Origin of the sequence: Shewanella sp. YQ_9 (genome assembly GCF_043103185.1) — a bacterium.
Lineage (GTDB): Bacteria > Pseudomonadota > Gammaproteobacteria > Enterobacterales > Shewanellaceae > Shewanella > Shewanella algae.
Genome location: NZ_JBICJO010000070.1, coordinates 85756 through 105060, shown reverse-complemented (window position 1 = coordinate 105060; position 19305 = coordinate 85756). Strand labels below are relative to the sequence as shown.

General features: G+C 53.7%; 16 protein-coding genes. 9 read left to right on the top strand and 7 right to left on the bottom strand.

What is annotated here, in order from left to right; translation table 11 throughout:
• Positions 1 to 75: 75 nt before the first annotated feature.
• From ribBA to ACF8D4_RS19565, 8 genes are all read left to right on the top strand, one after another.
• Positions 76 to 1182, top strand: a complete 1107-nt coding sequence (gene ribBA, locus ACF8D4_RS19600; protein WP_144191079.1) for a bifunctional 3,4-dihydroxy-2-butanone-4-phosphate synthase/GTP cyclohydrolase II — start codon at positions 76 to 78, stop codon at positions 1180 to 1182.
• A gap of 119 nt (positions 1183 to 1301) precedes the next feature.
• The gene (ribE, locus tag ACF8D4_RS19595) at positions 1302 to 1778 is read left to right on the top strand and encodes a 6,7-dimethyl-8-ribityllumazine synthase (protein ID WP_144191080.1); all 477 of its coding nucleotides are present in this window, start codon (positions 1302 to 1304) and stop codon (positions 1776 to 1778) included.
• A 13-nt stretch (positions 1779 to 1791) separates the two neighbouring features.
• On the top strand, positions 1792 to 2199 hold the full coding sequence (gene nusB / locus ACF8D4_RS19590; RefSeq protein WP_025009430.1) for a transcription antitermination factor NusB: 408 nt from the start codon (positions 1792 to 1794) through the stop codon (positions 2197 to 2199).
• 88 nt (positions 2200 to 2287) lie between these two features.
• Complete coding sequence (gene thiL, locus ACF8D4_RS19585; protein WP_144134508.1) at positions 2288 to 3244, top strand: thiamine-phosphate kinase; 957 nt, start codon at positions 2288 to 2290, stop codon at positions 3242 to 3244.
• A complete protein-coding gene (locus tag ACF8D4_RS19580; protein ID WP_144134436.1) occupies positions 3245 to 3739 on the top strand; it encodes a phosphatidylglycerophosphatase A in 495 nt (164 codons plus the stop codon).
• A gap of 266 nt (positions 3740 to 4005) precedes the next feature.
• A complete protein-coding gene (locus ACF8D4_RS19575) occupies positions 4006 to 5451 on the top strand; it encodes a nodulation protein NfeD (RefSeq protein ID WP_392466444.1) in 1446 nt (481 codons plus the stop codon).
• 1 nt (position 5452) lies between these two features.
• On the top strand, positions 5453 to 6247 hold the full coding sequence (locus ACF8D4_RS19570; protein WP_392466442.1) for a slipin family protein: 795 nt from the start codon (positions 5453 to 5455) through the stop codon (positions 6245 to 6247).
• 179 nt (positions 6248 to 6426) lie between these two features.
• A complete protein-coding gene (locus tag ACF8D4_RS19565) occupies positions 6427 to 7548 on the top strand; it encodes an energy transducer TonB (protein WP_144191083.1) in 1122 nt (373 codons plus the stop codon).
• 63 nt (positions 7549 to 7611) lie between these two features.
• Here ACF8D4_RS19565 and ACF8D4_RS19560 read toward each other — a convergent pair whose 3' ends face one another.
• The 6 genes from ACF8D4_RS19560 to nadK form a co-directional block, all read right to left on the bottom strand.
• Positions 7612 to 8181, bottom strand: a complete 570-nt coding sequence (locus ACF8D4_RS19560; protein WP_054744010.1) for an LUD domain-containing protein — start codon at positions 8179 to 8181, stop codon at positions 7612 to 7614.
• 4 nt (positions 8182 to 8185) lie between these two features.
• Positions 8186 to 9562 carry a lactate utilization protein B gene (locus ACF8D4_RS19555; RefSeq protein WP_028779061.1) on the bottom strand — a complete coding sequence of 459 codons (1377 nt, stop codon included), beginning with the start codon at positions 9560 to 9562 and terminating at the stop codon, positions 8186 to 8188.
• A 10-nt stretch (positions 9563 to 9572) separates the two neighbouring features.
• A complete protein-coding gene (locus ACF8D4_RS19550) occupies positions 9573 to 10316 on the bottom strand; it encodes a (Fe-S)-binding protein (RefSeq protein ID WP_025887618.1) in 744 nt (247 codons plus the stop codon).
• Between the two features lie 312 nt (positions 10317 to 10628).
• Positions 10629 to 13433: an FAD-binding and (Fe-S)-binding domain-containing protein gene (locus ACF8D4_RS19545; RefSeq protein ID WP_025887620.1), complete on the bottom strand. Its 2805-nt coding sequence runs from the start codon at positions 13431 to 13433 to the stop codon at positions 10629 to 10631.
• An 80-nt stretch (positions 13434 to 13513) separates the two neighbouring features.
• The gene (locus ACF8D4_RS19540; RefSeq protein ID WP_044734016.1) at positions 13514 to 15160 is read right to left on the bottom strand and encodes an L-lactate permease; all 1647 of its coding nucleotides are present in this window, start codon (positions 15158 to 15160) and stop codon (positions 13514 to 13516) included.
• A gap of 638 nt (positions 15161 to 15798) precedes the next feature.
• A complete protein-coding gene (gene nadK / locus ACF8D4_RS19535; RefSeq protein ID WP_062793309.1) occupies positions 15799 to 16677 on the bottom strand; it encodes an NAD(+) kinase in 879 nt (292 codons plus the stop codon).
• A gap of 94 nt (positions 16678 to 16771) precedes the next feature.
• Between nadK and grpE the strand changes: the two genes are divergently transcribed.
• Positions 16772 to 17389, top strand: a complete 618-nt coding sequence (gene grpE / locus ACF8D4_RS19530; RefSeq protein ID WP_025009423.1) for a nucleotide exchange factor GrpE — start codon at positions 16772 to 16774, stop codon at positions 17387 to 17389.
• 159 nt (positions 17390 to 17548) lie between these two features.
• Here grpE and ACF8D4_RS19525 read toward each other — a convergent pair whose 3' ends face one another.
• Complete coding sequence (locus ACF8D4_RS19525) at positions 17549 to 19267, bottom strand: proline--tRNA ligase (protein WP_144134446.1); 1719 nt, start codon at positions 19265 to 19267, stop codon at positions 17549 to 17551.
• Positions 19268 to 19305 lie beyond the last annotated feature (38 nt).

The window sequence follows — 19305 nt, the reverse complement described above, 5'->3', positions numbered from 1 at the left end:
GCCAGCCCACTGGTTATCGCGCGCTAACAGGTTAGAATTCATTGATTACACAGAACAAGAGATAAAGGTCTTACAATGGCGCTACACAGTATCGAAGAGATCATCGAGGATATTCGTCAGGGCAAAATGGTTATCCTGATGGACGATGAGGACAGAGAAAATGAGGGCGACCTCATCATGGCGGCGGAGAAAGTTACCCCGGAAGCGATCAACTTCATGGCTCGCTTCGGCCGTGGTCTTATCTGCCAAACCATGACCAAGGCTCGCTGCCAGCAGCTGAATCTGCCGCTGATGGTCAGCAATAACAACGCCCAGTTTTCGACCAACTTCACCGTCTCCATCGAGGCCGCTGAAGGGGTGACCACAGGTATTAGCGCCCATGACCGCGCCGTGACAGTACAGGCGGCTGTGGCTAAAAATGCCACGCCGTCCGACATAGTTCAGCCCGGGCATATCTTCCCTTTGATGGCGCAGGATGGCGGAGTGCTGGTGCGCGCCGGTCATACCGAAGCCGGTTGCGATCTGGCGCGTTTGGCCGGTTTGGAACCTTCGGCTGTGATCGTGGAGATCCTTAACGAGGATGGCACCATGGCGCGCCGTCCGGATCTGGAAGTGTTCGCCAAGGAGCACGGCGTTAAGATGGGCACCATTGCCGATCTGATCAATTACCGCAATAACACAGAAACCACAGTGGTGCGTGAGGCCAGGTGCAAGCTGCCTACCCGTTTCGGTGAGTTTGAGCTACACACCTTTCGCGACACCATAGATAATCAACTGCACTTTGCCATGGTCAAGGGCGAGATTGTTGACAATATTCTGGTGCGGGTACACCTGCAAAACACCATTAATGACCTGCTGTTCTCTGAGCGCGATGAAGTGCGCAGCTGGCCGCTTGAGCAAGCCATGGCGCGGATTGCCGCCGATGGTGGCGTGCTGTTGCTGCTGGGTAACCAGGAGCCTAACGAGAGCATTATCGCCAAGGTCAAGGCTTTCGAAGCCGAAGACAAGGGTGAAGTGCCGGTGACCGCCAAATGGCAGGGAACCTCCCAAAGGGTTGGCGTAGGCTCACAGATTCTGGCGACGCTTGGTGTCAACAAAATGCGCCTGCTCAGCTCGCCCAAGCGTTATCACTCTTTGGGGGGCTTTGGTCTGGAAGTCACTGAGTATATTCCCGGCGAATGAGCCGACCAAATTAATTAACCATTTCCGAATAATTGCATAGGGCGAAGGGGTAAATTGCGTGCTATCATAGCGCCACTTTTTGCCCCCGGCCGGGTGCTTTAGCTAAGTTAGGTAAGATAATGAACATAGTTCAAGGTAATATCGAAGCAAAAAACGCCAAAGTCGCGATCGTTGTATCCCGTTTCAACAGCTTTGTGGTTGAAAGTCTGCTGGAGGGTGCCGTAGACACTCTTAAGCGTTTCGGTCAGATAAGTGAAGACAACATCACTGTGGTACGCGTACCTGGTGCTTTCGAGCTGCCTTTGGCCGCCCGTCGTGTTGCCGCCAGTGGCAAGTTCGACGGTATCATCGCCCTGGGGGCAGTGATCCGTGGTGGTACACCACACTTTGATTTCGTTGCAGGTGAATGCAACAAGGGTCTGGCTCAAGTGGGTCTGGAATTCGATATCCCGGTCTCTTTCGGGGTACTGACCACAGACACTATCGAACAGGCCATTGAGCGTTCCGGCACCAAGGCTGGCAACAAAGGCGGCGAAGCTGCCCTGGGTCTGCTGGAAATGGTGAACGTGCTGCAACAACTTGAGCAACAGCTGTAATACAGGAAAAAGCATGAAGCCTTCAGAGCGCCGCAGAGCCCGCCGTTTAGCGGTTCAAGCCATCTATTCATGGCAACTGAGCGGGAACAATATTGCCGATGTGGAGCACGAGTTTCTGACCGAGCAAAACATAGACGGCGTGGATGTCGCCTACTTCCGTGAACTGTTCACCGGAGCGGCAACCAAAAAGGCTCAACTGGACGAGTTAATTGCCCCCCATCTGGATCAGCGTCCCATGGAGGAGGTCGATCCTGTGGAGAAGGCCATTTTGCGTTTGGCGGCTTACGAGCTGACTTTCCGCAAGGATACGCCTTACAAAGTGGTAATCAACGAGGCTATCGAGTTGGCCAAGGCGTTCGGCGCCGAGGACAGCCACAAGTTTGTCAATGGCATATTGGACAAGCTGGTAGCTCGTCGCTGAACCAGAAAGAAATTAGACAAACGGTATCGTAAGATACCGTTTTTTCATTGGAAAACCGGGAGGCTGCGAACCAGTGGCCAAGTCAACAGTGAAAGAATTTCAACTTATCGAGCGCTATTTCCATGGTCGTGGCCAAGCGCGCAAAGATGTCCGCCTCGGCATAGGTGACGATTGTGCCCTGGTGCACCCCGCCGAACACAAATCCATTGCCATCTCCTGCGATACCTTGGTGGAAAATGTCCATTTCTTGCCGGACATGCCGGCCCAGGCATTGGGCTACAAGGCGTTGGCGGTCAACCTATCCGATCTTGCTGCCATGGGGGCCGAGCCCGCATGGATGACCCTGGCACTGACCATGCCCAGTGTCGATGAAACCTGGCTGGAGCAATTCAGTACCGGTTTATTTGAAGCGGCTGATTACTATGGTATTTCTCTGGTCGGAGGCGATACCACCCGCGGCCCGAGAGCCATCAATATCACGGTTCATGGCCAAGTGCCGGAGGGCAAGGCGCTCACCCGTAGCGGTGCCCGCGCCGGTGATTGGATTTATGTCACAGGTTCCCTGGGTGATTCTGCCCTGGGGCTGGATATTATCCGCGGTGAATTGAAGGCGAGGGCAGAGCACAAGGAATATCTGGTTAACCGCCATTATCATCCCTCCCCCAGAGTCCTGGCTGGTCAATCCCTGAGGGGCTTGGCATCGAGCGCCATAGATCTCTCAGATGGCTTGCTGTCGGATATCAAGCATATCCTCAAGGCATCGGCCGTCGGTGCGGTTATTGAAGTGGATAAGCTGCCGCTGTCCCAGGCGATGAAAGATACTGTCACAGCGGATGCGGCACTCGACTATGCCCTCTGTGGCGGCGAAGACTATGAGCTGCTGTTCACTGTGCCGGAGGCGCAGCGCGGCGCGCTGGAAACCGCCTTGGGCCATGCCGGAGTCAAGTTCTATCAAGTCGGCCAGATACTTGCCGGTAATCAACTCAGGCTGCAATATCATGGCGAGGTATTCGAGCCGCAACAGACAGGATTTGAGCATTTTTAGATGAAGTGGTTTGCTCATGACGAGGCGCTCGCAAGGGTCAGCCTCAAGAACCCGGTGCATTTTCTGGCACTCGGTTTTGGCTCCGGCCTCGCGGCCAAGGCGCCGGGGACCTTTGGAACCTTGGCAGCCGTGCCTGTATATCTGTTGCTGTCCCAGTTCAGTTTGGGGGTGTATATTGCCGTGACGCTGCTGGCCTGTATCGGTGGCATCTATCTGTGCGGCAAGACTTCCAAAGATATGGGGGTGCACGATCACGGCGCCATAGTTTGGGATGAAGTAGCAGGGTTACTGATCACCATGATTGCAGCGCCCGCCGGTGTACTCTGGTTGCTGCAGGGCTTTGTGTTGTTCCGCATTTTCGATATCTTCAAGCCCTGGCCCATTCGGGTGCTGGATGCCAAGGTGCATGGCGGCCTTGGCATCATGGCCGATGATATTCTGGCCGGCATCTTCTCAATGTTGTCACTGCAGGCGATTGTTTGGGCGGTAGGCTGAAACAGCCTTGAGCTGAAATATATAAGCCTTGAGCTGAAATATATAAGCCTTGTGGCAGGTTTCAATCTCTTGATTCCTGCCGTTGACTCAGCATAGTCCGCTAACCCTCATTGAATACCAGGCGCCGTTGATTCGGCGCCTTTTTCATTGGTCTCTCCTTCTGCTCATTTTTACCGGCTCGGTTTAAGGCCGTCACATGAGTGCTTTATGCCTAATCCCCAAAGCCGACTATCCTTAAGGTATGGGGAAACCCACCCGGGGGCGTTATGAAAGGCTGGCCGGCCAATACTTTGTTCCGGCGCTGCGGCTGTGTAGGACTCTTGGCTCTGTTGTGGATCTTGCCTGGCTTAGGTGCAGACCACGTCCGGCCAAAGCCTTACTCCCCGGCCGCAGCGCCGACCATTACCCTGCTCAGTGTCAAAGGAGCCATAGGGCCCGGTGTCAGCGACTATCTGATCCGGGGGATAGAGAGTGCAGCTGCAACCCCAGGCAGTCAGTTGGTGTTGATCACTCTGGATACCCCCGGAGGCCTGGTATCCAGCCTGCGGGATATCAATCAAGCGATTCTCGGCTCCAGGGTGCCGGTTGCCTGCCTGGTCTATCCATCCGGTGCCCGCGCAGCCAGCGCCGGGACTTACATCTTATATGCCTGTCATATCACCGCCATGGCGAGTGCCACCAGTCTTGGGGCGGCAACCCCTGTGCAACTTGGTCCCATGGGAAATGAGCCACCGGAGCCCAAGCCGTCAGAGAATGAAGCCAAAAAACCAGTGGGCGACAGCAACAGTCAAAAACTTGAGCGCAAGCAGCTCAATGATGCCATTGCTTATATTCGGGCACTGGCGGAGCTGCGTCAGCGTAATGTCGAGTGGGCCGAGAAGGCGGTACGTGATGCGGCGACCCTGACGGCCTCGGAAGCGCTGGAGGCCAATGTTATCGACTATATCGCCGATACGCCGCAGCAACTCCTGGCCATACTTGATGGCAAGTCGGTAGCCATGCAAGGCGGCATTAGGATACTCAAAACCGAAAACGCCATAGTGCTGGATCGCAGCCCGGATTGGCGTGCCCGTTTCATCAATCTGCTCACCAACCCCAATATCGCTTACATACTGATGTTATTGGGGATCTACGGTTTGCTGCTGGAGTTTTACAGTCCTGGCGCCATGTTGCCCGGCGTAATAGGGGGGATCTGTCTGCTGTTGGCCTTGTATGCCTTCCAACTGCTCCCCATCAGCTATGCCGGTGGTGGTTTATTGCTCTTGGGAATTATTCTTCTGCTCGCCGAGGCCATGCTGCCGAGCTTTGGGATTTTAGGCTTCGGCGGCCTGGCCGCCTTTGTGCTGGGGTCGGTATTTTTGGTGGACAGTGAAGTTGAAGCCTTTCGTATCGCCTGGCCTGTGATAGCCCTGGTCAGCGTCGTGAGCCTGCTGTTTTTCCTGCTACTGATCAGCTTTGTGTTCAAAACTCGCAAATTGTCCGGAGTGGCCGGCGCCGAGGGGATGGTAGGGGAATATGCCAGGGTGATAGAGGGTTTTCCCGGGCGCGGCCGGGTGCATTTTATGGGAGAAGATTGGCAAGGTGACAGCGAACAGGCCTTGAACCCCGGGCAACGGGTGCGGGTTTTGGGCCTTAAGGGGCTGGTACTCAAGCTGGCCGAGGTGAAAAGTGGTGATATCGAGCCGACTGAAAATCAACGCAGAGGAGACTGACATGGGCGAAGCTATCAGCGGTAGTTTGAATATTTCCTTTGGGGTGTTATTGGTGCTGTTTGCGGCCTTGCTTATCAGCATGTTCCGCATCCTCAGGGAGTATGAACGTGGGGTGATTTTCTTTCTCGGGCGTTTTTACCGGGTCAAGGGGCCTGGGCTTATCATACTGATCCCTGTGGTGCAGCAGATGGTGCGGGTGGATCTTCGAACCATAGTGATGGATGTGCCCTCTCAGGATGTGATCAGCCGTGATAATGTCTCGGTGCGGGTCAATGCAGTGCTCTATTTTCGGGTAGTCGACCCGCAAAAGGCGATTATCAATGTGGAGAACTTCCTCGCTGCCACCAGTCAACTGGCACAGACCACCCTGAGATCCGTGCTCGGTCAGCATGAGCTGGACGAGATGTTGGCCAACAGAGAGATGCTCAATGCCGACATTCAAAGGATCCTCGACTCCCACACAGATGCCTGGGGCATCAAGGTGGCCAATGTGGAAATCAAGCACGTGGATCTCAATGAAAGTATGATCCGCGCTATTGCCCGTCAGGCCGAGGCCGAGCGGGAGCGGCGGGCCAAGGTGATCCATGCTCTGGGGGAGATGGAAGCCTCGGAAAAACTGGTGGAAGCGGCGCAGACGCTGGGGAAAGAACCCAATGCCATCATGCTGCGCTATCTGCATACCCTGACGGAAGTTGTGGCAGAAAACAATTCGACTATCCTATTTCCGCTGCCGCTTGAGTTACTGAGTAAATTAAATGGTGCATTTAAAGATTTAACCGAAAAATCAAAAAACTAGCCCGAGAGCTGTTTAAAATACCAGCTATTTACAATAGGTTTATATATTGTTACTTTGAGCAGTTATTGGCGTTTGTGATTTGCTCGGTAGTAGGCCCGCCGAGTCAGTTGCCGAATGCAAGTCATCAGGCGCCGATTACCTACATAACAAAAAGTATTCAGTGTTAAGGAAGACGCGCCATGTTCAACTTCTCGCAATCTACTAAATCTATCCCTGTTTCAGTATCCAAACTGTCGCTGTTACTGCTGCCCCTTATATTCGGTACTGCCCAAGCCGGGTTGGATGAAAGTTATCAGGCCTATCAACAAGCGTTGGAAAAGGGTGACAAGGCTCAGATAATTAGTGCTGCCGAGCAGGCCTATGCCGACGGTAAAGCCAAATTGGGTGCAACCGATAGGACGACTTTGGCGTTGTCGATGAATCTGGCCAAGGCGCTGCAACAGCCGCGTAATCAGATGTTGGATGAGCAGGGAATTGCCAATCAACAGAGGAGCGAAGCCTTATACCTGCAAGCGCTGCAAAGCTATCAAGCGCTGTATGGCGAACAGGCCTTGGAAGTGCTCGACCCTATGATGGGACTTGCGCACAGCAGCAATCCCAAAGAGGCGGCTAAGCTTTACCAACAGGCCATAGCCTTGGCCGATGGCAAAAATGACCGGCTACTGTCTGCTGCAGTGCGGCTGGAAGCATTTCACGATCTTAATAGTACCGAAGCCTATGACCGTAAGGTTCGGGCCTATGCCCTTGATGCCCAGAAGATTTACCACGAACTTGCACCAAAGGATTCATTGCAGAGGGTCAATGCCGATACAGCTGTGGCCGCCATCTATCTGGCGGAGCAAAAGTACGCCAAGGCCAAACCTCTGTTGATGGAAGTGATAGAGCAGCTCGAGGTATTACCCTTTGATACTCCCTTATCACTGACGGCTCATGCCTACCTGGTTGAACTCTATTCCCGCAATGGAGAAGAAGACAAAGCGACTCAGCATTGTCAGGCGATAGGCAATATGCGTCCTTGGCAGCAAAATTTGGAACAAAAGCCATTGTTCCGTATTGCTCCTAGCTATCCAACCCAGTACGCTAAGTTGAAGCGTGAAGGTTGGGTCGATGTGGAAGTGACCGTGAATGAGCAAGGCTCCGTTAGCCATGTGGAAGTGCTGGATTCCAAGGGGGGCAAGCAGTTTGAAACAGAAACAGTCAAAGCTTTGTCAAAGTGGCGCTATGCACCCAAGTTTGTTGATGGTAAGCCGGTCATAGCCACTACAAGATCAAAGCTTGAATTTCGGATGTCGTTCAATTAACTCTGTCTTGATGGTAATAAAAACGCCGGCGGTTGCCGGCGTTTTTGTCATCCTCATCCTGAGTTAGATAAGGAAGACATTCAGGCTACAGGCGCCGTGGGCACCAACCACCAGGGCCTGCTCAATGTCAGCCGTCTTGGATGGGCCGGCGATAAACACCCCAAACTCACCCGAGTCCAAGATTATCTTGTCGGCCGCTTCATGCATGTTGGCGACAATGGCATCGGCTTCCAGTACCAGGAACAGGTTCTCACAGATAAAGGGCGTGATCCTGTGGGACAGAGATTTCTGACTGACCCAGATGGCACCATTTTCGGCAACACCCACTTGACCCTTGATCACGGCATAATCGATATCACGCAGATCATGGCTGTCAGCGGGCACTTCACGGTTACCTGTTACCCCTTCCACCTGAGAAATCACTTGCTTGCCTTCGGCAATCAAGGCATCGACCTGCTGCTGCAGCTCGGTAAAACCACCACGCTTATGCAGCTTGCCGGCAACGGTTCCCAGATTGGTTTCAAACTGACCAATCAGGTCATCCAGTCGGGGGGCCACATCTATGGTCGGCATATTGTGTCCTTCAAGTGCACAGGACTTGAGGGCATCCAAAATAAGAGATTTGCTGGACATCTGGTTAGCTCCTGTTTTTCTTGAACCAGGCCTCGAAACTGGAGGCGGGTGCCTTGGGCAGTTCACGATATTTACCCCAGGCGCCGGAGAACGGCTTGAGCAGGCTGCCGGGCAGTATTCTCAAGCCCAGTCTTGCCATACTCATGGAGCAGTTCAGCATAGTGGTGCTGGCCATAAACTTACCGACCAAAGGCATATAACTGCCTTTGCCATATGGCAGTTGACCCGACTCGGCCTTGAGGCGACGCTGACGGAAGATGATCTTGTCCAATGGCACCTTGGTAGGGCACACATAGGAGCAAGAGCCGCACAGGGTACAAGCCCAGGCGATGGAGTTGGTGTCATCGTGCTGGGCGCCTACGGCGATGCCAATCGGGCCCGGGATGGTGTAGTTGTAGCTGTAGCCACCACTGCGACGATATACAGGGCAGGTGTTCAGACAACCACCGCAGCGAATACATTTGAGAGATTCGGCAAGGATCTTGTCCTTGAGCATCTCGGTGCGGCCGTTGTCCACTATGATGACATGCATCTCGCCACCGGCCTGTGGGCCGCGGTAGAAGCTGGAGTAGGTGGTTACCGGTTGCCCCGTGGCGTTACGGGCCAGGGTGCGCAGATAAACCGAGGCACTTTCCACTGAAGGTACCAGCTTGTCTATCCCCATGGAGTGCAGTTGCAGCTTGGGCAGGTTACAGCCCATATCTGCGTTGCCTTCGTTGGTGCAGACCACTACCGCACCTTTGTCGGCGATAGCCATGTTCACCCCTGTCATGGCGGCATCTGCACTGAGGAATTGCTCACGCAGATGGGCTCGGGCGGCGCGGGTCAGGTAAGTTGGGTCGCTGGCGCCGGCTTCTGTGCCCAGTTTTTCATGGAACAACTCGCCCACTTCCTCTTTCTTGAGGTGAATGGCGGGAACCACAATATGTGAAGGTGGCTGCTTTTTCAGCTGAATAATACGTTCACCCAAGTCAGTGTCTATAACCTCTATGCCCTTGCTCTCGAGGAAGGGGTTTAGGTGGCACTCTTCGGTGAGCATGGACTTGGACTTCACCAGTTTCTTCACCTGATGGTTGGCCAGAATCTCATGCACTATACGGTTATGCTCGGCGCCGTCTTTGGCCCAATGCACTTGAATGCCGTTCTGGATACAGTTGGCTTCGAACTCTTCCAGATACTTGGCCAGATTGGTCAGGGTATGCAACTTGATAGCCGAACCCAGATCCCTCAGCTGTTCCCACTCGGGCAGGCTGCCGGCGGCGCGGTCGCGTTTTTCCCGCAGCACCCACAGGGCTTTGGAATGCCAATCGACTCTGGACTCATCACGGCAGAAGATCTCTGCCTGGCTGGCGTGGGCGTTGGCCCCTTGTGTCTGTGACATGGCTATCTCCCTAAATGGCAGCGTTGAGGATCTGCGCCAGATGGCGGGTTTCAATCGGCAGCTTCTGGCGGCGGATCATGCCATCCAGATGCATCAGACAGGATGGGTCGAAACCGACGGCAAAGTCTGCTCCCGTAGCCGCATGGGCCTGAGCCTTGTCTTTACCCATCTTGGCCGACACTGCACCTTCATCCACCGCAAAGGTACCGCCGAAGCCACAGCATTCGTCGCGGCGATCCGGATAGGTGATCTCTATGCCGGGAATGCGTTCCAGCAGGGCTTCCATCTTGTTGTAACGTGGGCCCATATATTCGCTGGGGCTGGCGAGATCCAGCATACGGATACCGTGACAGCTCAACTGCAGGCTCACTTTGTGGGGGAAGGCCTTGGGGAAGCTCTCTACCGGGGCGACATCGTGCAGGAACTCGGTCAGTTCGTACAGCTTGGCGATAACGGCTGCGGCTTCCGGGCTGTCGTCAAACTCATGGAAGTTTTCCTTGGCTGCCACCAGGCAAGAGGCGGCAGGACAGACGATAGCGTCGCATTCGACTCCCTTGAAGGCGTTGAGCAGCTTCATAGTAGTGTTGCGGGCTTCGTTAAAACAACCCGAGTTGGTCATGGGCTGACCACAACAGGTTTGGCCTTCAGGCAGGATCACCTGGTGCCCCAGTTTCTCCAGCAGTTCCAAGGTGGCGATGGCCACATCCGGCAGCATCTGGTTGACCAGACAGGGAATAAACAAGGCTATCTTCATTTGGTGTTTCCTAATTGGATGTTGCTTGCGTTAACCGACATCATCTATGTCCGGTGTGGCCAGATGCTTTCTGACTCTGTATTTGAACATCACCTGACATAGGGTAAATATGCTTGAATATAAGCCTATAACCACACAATAAATAGTGCTAATTCAGTAAATGAGTAAAATCTTTTTTGCAAAAATGAGAATATTGTAACTAGCTGATTTTTATTGATTAAATATCTTGGTTTTTGTTTCGTAATCCGAACGGAAATCCATTATTTGACACAGATGAAAAAAGAGGGAGCTTAGTGCTCCCTCTCTCGGTTATCAGCGGCTGCATTCCTCCAGCAGATAGGCCAGGTGGCGGTATGAGATGCCACTGTGGTGGCTCAGGCCCACCTCACACATACGGTTGGCATAGTAGCCTTCCTTGAAGTCAGTGGGGATGAGTTTCTTGATGTTCCGCAGTGCCGAGGCGTTGATCTCAGGTTTGTAGAGACCTTTCTCACCGGCATAACCACAACAATCGACGCCGGCAGGACGCAGTACCTTGTCGGAGCAGGCATCGGCAATGGCTTGCATCTTGGGTTCCAGCTTCATTTTGCGCGCCGAGCACCCCAGGTGCAGTGCCACATTGACCTTCTTGGTGAGGGTGAGTTTCGGCAATACCTTGTCGTGCAGGAATTCGACCAGATCCAGTAGTTCAACCTTGGGATTACCGGAAAGGGCACGGTAGGTACAGGAGAGGGCATCGACAACCACGGGCAGCTTGCCGCCTTCTGTCATGGCACTAAGTGTATCGATAAGCTCATCACGCTTCATGTCGGCATTTTTGAAATCCCCTTTGGATTCCCACATCTGGCCGCAGCACAGATTGCGGGTCTTGGCCGGCGTAATCACGTTATAGCCGGCACGCTCCAGCAAGGTCACTACCACTTCAGGTAGGGTGCGGTCATCGGGATCCAGTGGCGTTGGGCCGAAGGTGCGGCCGCCGCAAGCGGCGAAGTAGACCACGGTTTCCTGGTTGGCTTTGGGCGCCGAAGGCTTGGGCAGCTTACCGCCTTTGGGGAAGTCAGGGTTCCAGTAAGGCACTTCTTTGGAAATCGCCCGGCCCATGTTCATCAGCCCAGAGGTGATACCCGTGCCCGTGAGTTTGTGTATTGTGCCCAGGGCATCAAAGCCTGTGCTCAGCACCTGGTTGACGGCGCCCCAGTGCTTGGCCTGGAAGTCCAGAACCTTCTGCTCTGTGGTGGTGATGTAGGGAGTACGCAGCTTGCGGACCAGTTGGCCCATGCTGTTGTCTACCGGGCAGGCAATGGTACACAGCTGACAGGCGGCGCAGGTATCCACCACATCATACTTGGCGGCGGCACGCATCTTCTCGGCCGCTTCCTTGTCGCCGCTCTGTTCCAGACGCTCGATTTCACGCAAGGTGGCTATCCGCTGTCTGGGTGACAGGTTCAGCGCCGAGGTGGGGCAGGTCTTTTCACAGAAACCGCACTCGATACACTTATCTACCAGGTCGTCCACTTCGGGACAGGGCTTGATATTCTTGATGTGTACCTGCTTGTCGTCGTTGAGGATCACCCCAGGGTTCAGCAGTCCTTCGGGATCGAAGATCTGCTTGATGTTTTTCATCAGGGTGTAGGCGTCACTGCCCCATTCCATTTCCACAAAAGGTGCCACGGCGCGGCCCGTGCCGTGCTCGGCCTTCATAGAACCGTCGTACTTGTTGATCACCATATCGGCGACCGCTTCCATAAATTGATGGAACTGTTCGATATCGGCCTGGGAGCCGAATTTAGGGGTAATGATAAAGTGGAAGTTACCGGCCAGCGCGTGGCCGTAGATCACCCCTTCAGGATAGCCGTGCTTATGGAACAGCTCGGTCAGATCGTGAGCGGCACTGGCCAGGTTTTCAACCCGGAAGGCCACGTCTTCGATGATTACCGAAGTGCCCTTGGGACGCTCACCACCGATAATGGGGAATAGGCCGGAGCGCATGGCCCAATATTTACCGTAAACGGCCGGGTCACGGCTGAAGCTGATGGGGCGCTCGGTCTCAATATGCGCCAGCTTGGCGATAACGTCCTGGGTATAGCGTTCCAAAGTTTCATCATCATTGGCACGGGATTCTATCAGCAAAATCGCAGCGCCTTCCGGCAGTTCGGCCAGCCAATCCGGCATGCCCTTTTTGCCTGTTACCGCCTTGATGGAGGCCCAGTCCAGCAGCTCGGCCGCAGCCACGCTTTCGCCCTGAATAGGGGGGATTGCCCGGGCTGCATCTTCCATATTGAAGAATACCGCCATGGCCGAGGCCTTGAATTTAGCTTCGTCCACTGTGTGATAGGTGACTTCGTTAACAAACGCCAGGGTGCCTTCGGCGCCGACTATGATGTGGTTGATGATATCGAAGGGGTCTTCAAAATCCACCAGGGCGTTGAGGCTGTAACCTGTAGTGTTTTTAATGGCGAACTTTTTACGAATTCGCGCTGCCAGGGTCTCATTACCGCGAGCCATGGCACCCAAATCTGCCAGTGCCTTGAGCAGTTCGGGGTGTGACTGACGGAAGGCTTCTTTGGATTCTTCGCTGCCGGTATCCAGCTCTGTGCCATCGGCCAGCAGCAGTTTTACTGAGGAGATGGTTTGGTAGCTATTTTGAGCCGTGCCGCAGCACATACCGGAAGCGTTGTTGGAGACGATACCGCCCACCATGGCCGAAGCCAGAGTTGCCGGATCCGGGCCTATTTTCTTATTCAAAGGTTTGAGGGCGGCGTTGGCGTCGGCGCCAATAACAGCAGCACCCAGGGTGACCTTGTTGCTGTCTTCACTGATATCCAGAGTGCGGAAACCGTCGAACCCCAGGATAAGCAAGATGCCTTCACCTATGGCCTGACCCGACAGACTGGTACCAGCGGCGCGGAAAGTTACCGGAGCGCCGTAGCTTCTGGCCACCGCCAGAGTACGTTTTACCTGCTCCAGCTCTTCGGCATGTACCACCACCTCGGGCACGATTCGGAAATAGCTGGCATCGGTTGACCAGGCAAAGCGGCGCACAGGATCATCACTGACGGCGGCTTCTCCCAACTGTTTACGCAGGTCGCGGATCACGGCTTCATAGTTGATAGACATAAGACATTTCTCTACACATTGAATTTGATAATAAAGGCAGCGCTAAAGGCGGCTGCCTTATCGAAGGATTATTATCGTTTTTAGAATCCGCCCCAGATCACCGCCAGGGTACCGGCCAGTAAAGCATAGCCAAGCGCCACGGGCATAGTCTTGCGGATGATTTCAGATTCGCGACCGGCCATACCGACCACAGTTGCCGCCGCGACTACGTTCATCACGCACATCATGTTACCGGCGTTGGCGCCAATACCTTGCAGTGCCAGGATCAGCGCGTGGTTGGCTCCTATATTATCGGCCACACTGTATTGCAAGCCGGAGAACATCATGTTGGAGAAGGTAGCCGAACCCGACAGGAAGGCACCGAAAATACCGACTATAGGTGAAATCCAGGCCCAGACACTGCCGAGGCTTCCGGCCAGCATATCCGCCAGTGCTACCGGCATTGACTGCAGACCGGCACTGTTAGTGCCTGAGTTAAGGAAGATTTTCACCATGGGCACAGAGGCACCCAGAGAGATAATGGTTGGCACCATGGACTTGCAGGAAACCGTGACCGATTCTTTAATGGCCTTGGAGTTCATTCTGAACAGGAAGAAGCCCAGAATACACACGGCAACAAAGAAGGCGCCCGGTGCAAAGAAGGTGGCGAAGCTGGCCTTGAGCTCAGTGCCCAACAGGCCGGTCCAACTGATGTTGAAACCGTTCAGCCAGGCTTTCAGTGGCTGTACCACACGTGAAAGCACCAAGAGAGCGGCCATGATCAGGTACGGAGTCCAGGCGGCCAACTGAGAGAAGCGTGCCTTGGTTTCCACTTTGGCTGTTTCTGCTTCCTTGTCGTTTTCGGCAAAGTCATTCCAAGGGGTTTTCGGCAGTAACCAGCCTTTGCGGGCAACCGGGATAACCAGTGCCATACCGACCAGGGCACCAATCACGGAAGGGAACTCTGGGCCGGCGAAGAAGTTGATCAACCAGGCAGGAATAGTAAAGGCCAAACCGGCGAACAGGGCAAATTTCCAGATGGCAAAGCCTTCCTTGAAGGACTTATTGCGACCAAAGAAGCCAGTCAGCACAGACACCATTACCAAGGGGATCAGCGTACCTGTTATCAGATCTATGGTGATCATATGCATGGCAATGAACTGGGCATAATCGCTGAAGTGGCCGCCATGTTCGGCAATTTGTGCCGCAGCCATGCTGGTACCGCCTTCGAGCAGACCCTGCTCCATACCAAAGAGTACCGGCAGACCAATTGCGCCGAAAGACACTGAAGTTGAGTCGGCAATCAGGGCAACCACGGCGGCCGCAACCGGTGGGATACCCAAGAGTACCAACAGAGGTGCGCCGATAGCGGCAGGGGTACCAAAACCGGCTGAGCCTTCAATAAAGGAGCCGAACAGCCAACAGATGATGATCACCTGGACCCTGGCATCTGCGCTGATATTGGTAAAACCGGCACGAATGGTATCCATGGCGCCTGAATATTTCAGGGTGTTGAGCAGGAAGACCGCACCGAAGATGATGGTCAAAGGAGTAATCGCCGACAGCAGGCCTTCAACCACGGAGGCGGCCAGCAGGGTAGTGTCCATCTGCCAGATAAAAACGGCGGCCAGGGCGGTGATCACCATGGAGATTGGCATAGCTCTGGATGCGGGCATCCGGAGCAACACCAGGAACAGCATGACGCTGATCACGGGTGTCAGGCTTGCGAGTAACTGTAGAAATGTCATGGTTGCCTCATCATTTCATATGTTGCTTGTGCTTATTGTGGTGTTGAGAAAGTGCTATCGCCTTTCCCTTTTGTTGTTGTGCGTGCTTATCATGGTTAATTTACCCGGAACCAAAATGATCTGGATCATCTTGCCTTTCGTATGTGGCTTAAGTTTTTGGTTATGGGAGCAGTATCTCCGCCACAAAATAGCTAAATGTGATCAAGATCACTTTTGGTGGGGCTCTTATATAACTTTGGGGAATAGAAATCTTGGAAATGACCCAAAACCCTTGGAATTATGGCTTTGTTTTGCTCAAAACGGTAATAAAGTGATCCTGTTATTTCATTTATGATGGAAACGCAGGCTTATATCGTAAAACTTGAATGTGATTCATGTCACACTAATTGAGTGTTTGGTGAAGTTGGATTTTATGTGATATTGCTTATATTGTTAATAATCAACAGGTTGTGATTGTTCTGACTTTTGTTTATGAGTGATGCAGATCACTGTTTTATCGAGCGCAGTAAATTGTGATCTTGGTCACGTGAATGATGTTTTACATTTTTTGAAAATAAATAACAAAAAAGCACCTTTATTCTCAGGTGCTTTAACTAAGTTGGATTGAGTGGCAAGCTGACATCGCCCAAGCGCCGGCTTCAAAAGAGTTTACTGCCCCAGCCCAACTTGTTGCGCAAGACGTGAAAGTAGTTGTGCCCCTTTGGGTGGATGAGTTTGAGCCGCTCCTTGCTGCGCTTCAGGATAATTTCATCGCCCGGCATTACAGATAAGGTGACATGGCCGTCACAGCTCACTTCCAGGTTTTCGCCGTTTTCCGGTGACACCACCAGTTTGATGGTGCTGGAAGCGTCGACCACTATAGGGCGGCAGGAGAGGGTATGGGGAAACATGGGCACCAGGATCAGCGCCTCGAGATTGGGGGTCAATATTGCGCCGCCGGCCGACAGCGAATAGGCGGTTGAGCCGGTCGGTGTAGACACTATCATGCCATCGGCCCGTTGGCTGTACATGAACTGGTTGTCGATATAGACCTCAAACTCGATCATATGGGCTATCTTGCCCGGATGCAGTACGGCCTCATTGACGGCGGTATTGCTGGCTTTGACTTCGCCGTGGCGATAAACCTCGGCTTCCAGCAGGAACCTGTGTTCTGTGGCATATTCACCATCCAGCACCTTGGCCAGAGATTCTTCAAAGGCATCCGGCGGCAGATCGGTTAAAAACCCCAGATTGCCGCGGTTGACACCGATAACGCCGAGATCGAAGCGTGCCAGAACCCGGGCCGCGCCCAGCATATTGCCATCCCCCCCGACGACTATCGCCAGATCACAGTGTTCGCCGATATCCAGTAGGTCTACCGCGCGCACATCTTTCCCGAGTTCGGCCGCGACTCTCTCTTCCACCAGCACATCATAGCCTTGCATTTTCAGCCAATGATGCAGGCGCTTGAGGGTCAGGTTGGTCCCCTGATGGTGGGGTTTTCCTATCAGGCCTATAGTATGAAACTCAGTGGACATAGATTTTGGGAACTCTGGGGGTTGAAACGGTCAATTTGATCCCCATAATATGCCCAGAGTATGCAGAAACAAAGCATTTTTAGCTGGAGTAGAAATGAACAAAGAGTCATTTAAAGCAGAGCAGGAACAGGTCGAAGAAGTGGTTGACCAGGTTGAAACCACCGAGGGCATAGCTGAGGAAGGCGGCATTATCGACGAGCTGACTCAGGCGAACTTCCGTATTGAGGAGCTGGAGCAGGCTTTATCTGACGCACAGGCGACAGTTGAGGAGCAGAAAGATTCTGTCATCCGTGCCGCAGCTGAAGTTGACAACATCCGTCGCCGGGCGGCGCAGGATGTGGAGAAGGCGCATAAGTTTGCCCTGGAAAAGTTCAGCAATGAGCTGCTGCCTGTGATCGATAACATGGAGCGTGCTCTGGTGGGTGCCGATAAGGCCGATGAAGCCACCAAGCCTTTGTTTGAAGGGGTTGAGCTGACACTGAAAAGCTTCCTGTCCGCGGTGGAGAAGTTCGGGGTCAAGCAGATAGATCCTATGGGTGAAGCCTTTAACCCTGAGCAGCATCAAGCCATTGGCATGCAGCCAAGCGCCGAGTTCCCGGCCAATACTGTGATGCTGGTTATGCAAAAGGGCTATCAGCTCAATGAGCGTCTGCTGCGTCCTGCCATGGTAATGGTGTCCAAGGGTGGTGAAGGTGTCGATACCCAAGCCTGATAGCGCACTAAAACGCCCATAGCGGCGAGACTAAAAAACCGCAGACTTATCTGCGGTTTTTTATTTGCAAGCAGGTTTCCAGCCATGAAAAAGCCGAGCTAAGCTCGGCTTTCTTGTTCCTGGGTTTTCTGGAGCCTGGGGGCTCTTGAATTCAGGAGCTTACTTCTGGCCAGCGGCCTTTTTGATAAAGTCCACTATCTCCGCCATAGGCACTTCCTGCTTTTCTCCGGTGCGGCGGTTCTTATATTCATAAACACCGGCATCCAGATTGCGATCGCCAATCACTATGGTGTGAGGCAGACCCAGGAGCTCCATATCGGCAAACATCACGCCAGGGCGCTCTTTACGGTCGTCAAACAGCACTTCGATACCTGCATCGGTCAGCTCTTTGTAAAGCTGCTCGGCAGTATCAGTTACTCTGTGTGACTTGTGCATGTTCATCGGCAGAATACCCACTGTGAATGGGGCAATCGCTTCCGGCCAGATGATACCGCGGTCATCGTGATTCTGCTCGATAGCGGCGGCAACGATGCGGCTGACGCCGACACCATAACAGCCCATCAGCAGGGTCTGAGACTTGCCATTCTCGTCCAGCACAGTGGCGTTCATGGCGGCAGAGTAGTTGGTGCCCAGCTGGAAGATATGGCCAACTTCAATACCGCGGGCGAACGCGTAAGAGCCTTTGCCGTCAGGGGTGGTTTCGCCTTCCACTACGTTACGGATATCGGCGGCGCTGGCCAGCGGCAGATCCCGCTCCCAGTTGATACCAAAATAATGTTTGTCGTCTAGGTTGGCACCGGCGGCAAAGTCGCTCATCACGGCAACACTGTGATCTATGACCACAGGAATAGTCAGACCGACTGGACCGAGAGAACCTGGGCCGGCTCCCAGCGCGTCACGAATTTCCGCTTCAGAGGCAAATTCCAGCGGCGCGGCAACCAGTTCCAGTTTGTCGGCTTTGACTTCGTTCAGCTCATGGTCGCCACGGACAATCAGGGCTACCAGCGGGGCCTCTTCGGTGGCGCCTTTGACTATCAGGGTCTTAACCGTCTTGGTGATATCCAGGCCAAACTGCTCAACCAGTTCGTCTATGGTCTTGGCATTGGGTGTGTCTACCAAGGTCATTTCCTGAGTGGGCGCGGCACGCTCTGTGGTTGGCAGCGGCGCTTCGGCTTTCTCAATATTGGCGGCATAGTCGCTGCCATTGGAGTAGGCAATCAGATCTTCACCGCTGTTGGCCAGTACATGGAACTCGTGTGACATGCTGCCACCGATAGAGCCGGTATCTGCCAGTACAGGGCGGAAGGCCAGGCCCATGCGCGACAAGATGTTGCTGTAAGCCGTGTACATGGCCTGATAGGTATCATCCATGGTTTGCTGATCCAGATGGAAAGAGTAGGCATCTTTCATCAGGAACTCACGTGAGCGCATGACACCGAAGCGTGGGCGGACTTCATCACGGAATTTGGTCTGGATTTGATACAGGGTCAGCGGCAGTTGCTTGTAGGAGCTGACTTCTTTGCGTACCAGATCGGTAATCACTTCTTCATGGGTCGGGCCCAGAACGAAGTCACGATTGTGACGGTCTACAAAGCGCAGCAGTTCCGGGCCAAACTTGTCCCAGCGACCTGTTTCCACCCAGAGATCCCCCGGCTGTACCATGGGCATCAGAATTTCGATGGCACCGGCCTTGTTCATCTCTTCACGCACAATGGCTTCGACCTTGCGCAGTACGCGCAGGCCGGACGGCAGCCAGCTATAGAGGCCTGAGGCGTTGCGACGTATCATACCGGCGCGCAGCATAAGCTGATGACTGACTATCTCTGCATTGGCAGGGTTTTCTTTCTGTGTTGATAACAGGTATTGACTGACTCGCATTACCTTGGGTCCGAAATGAATTGAATGGCCGCCATTTT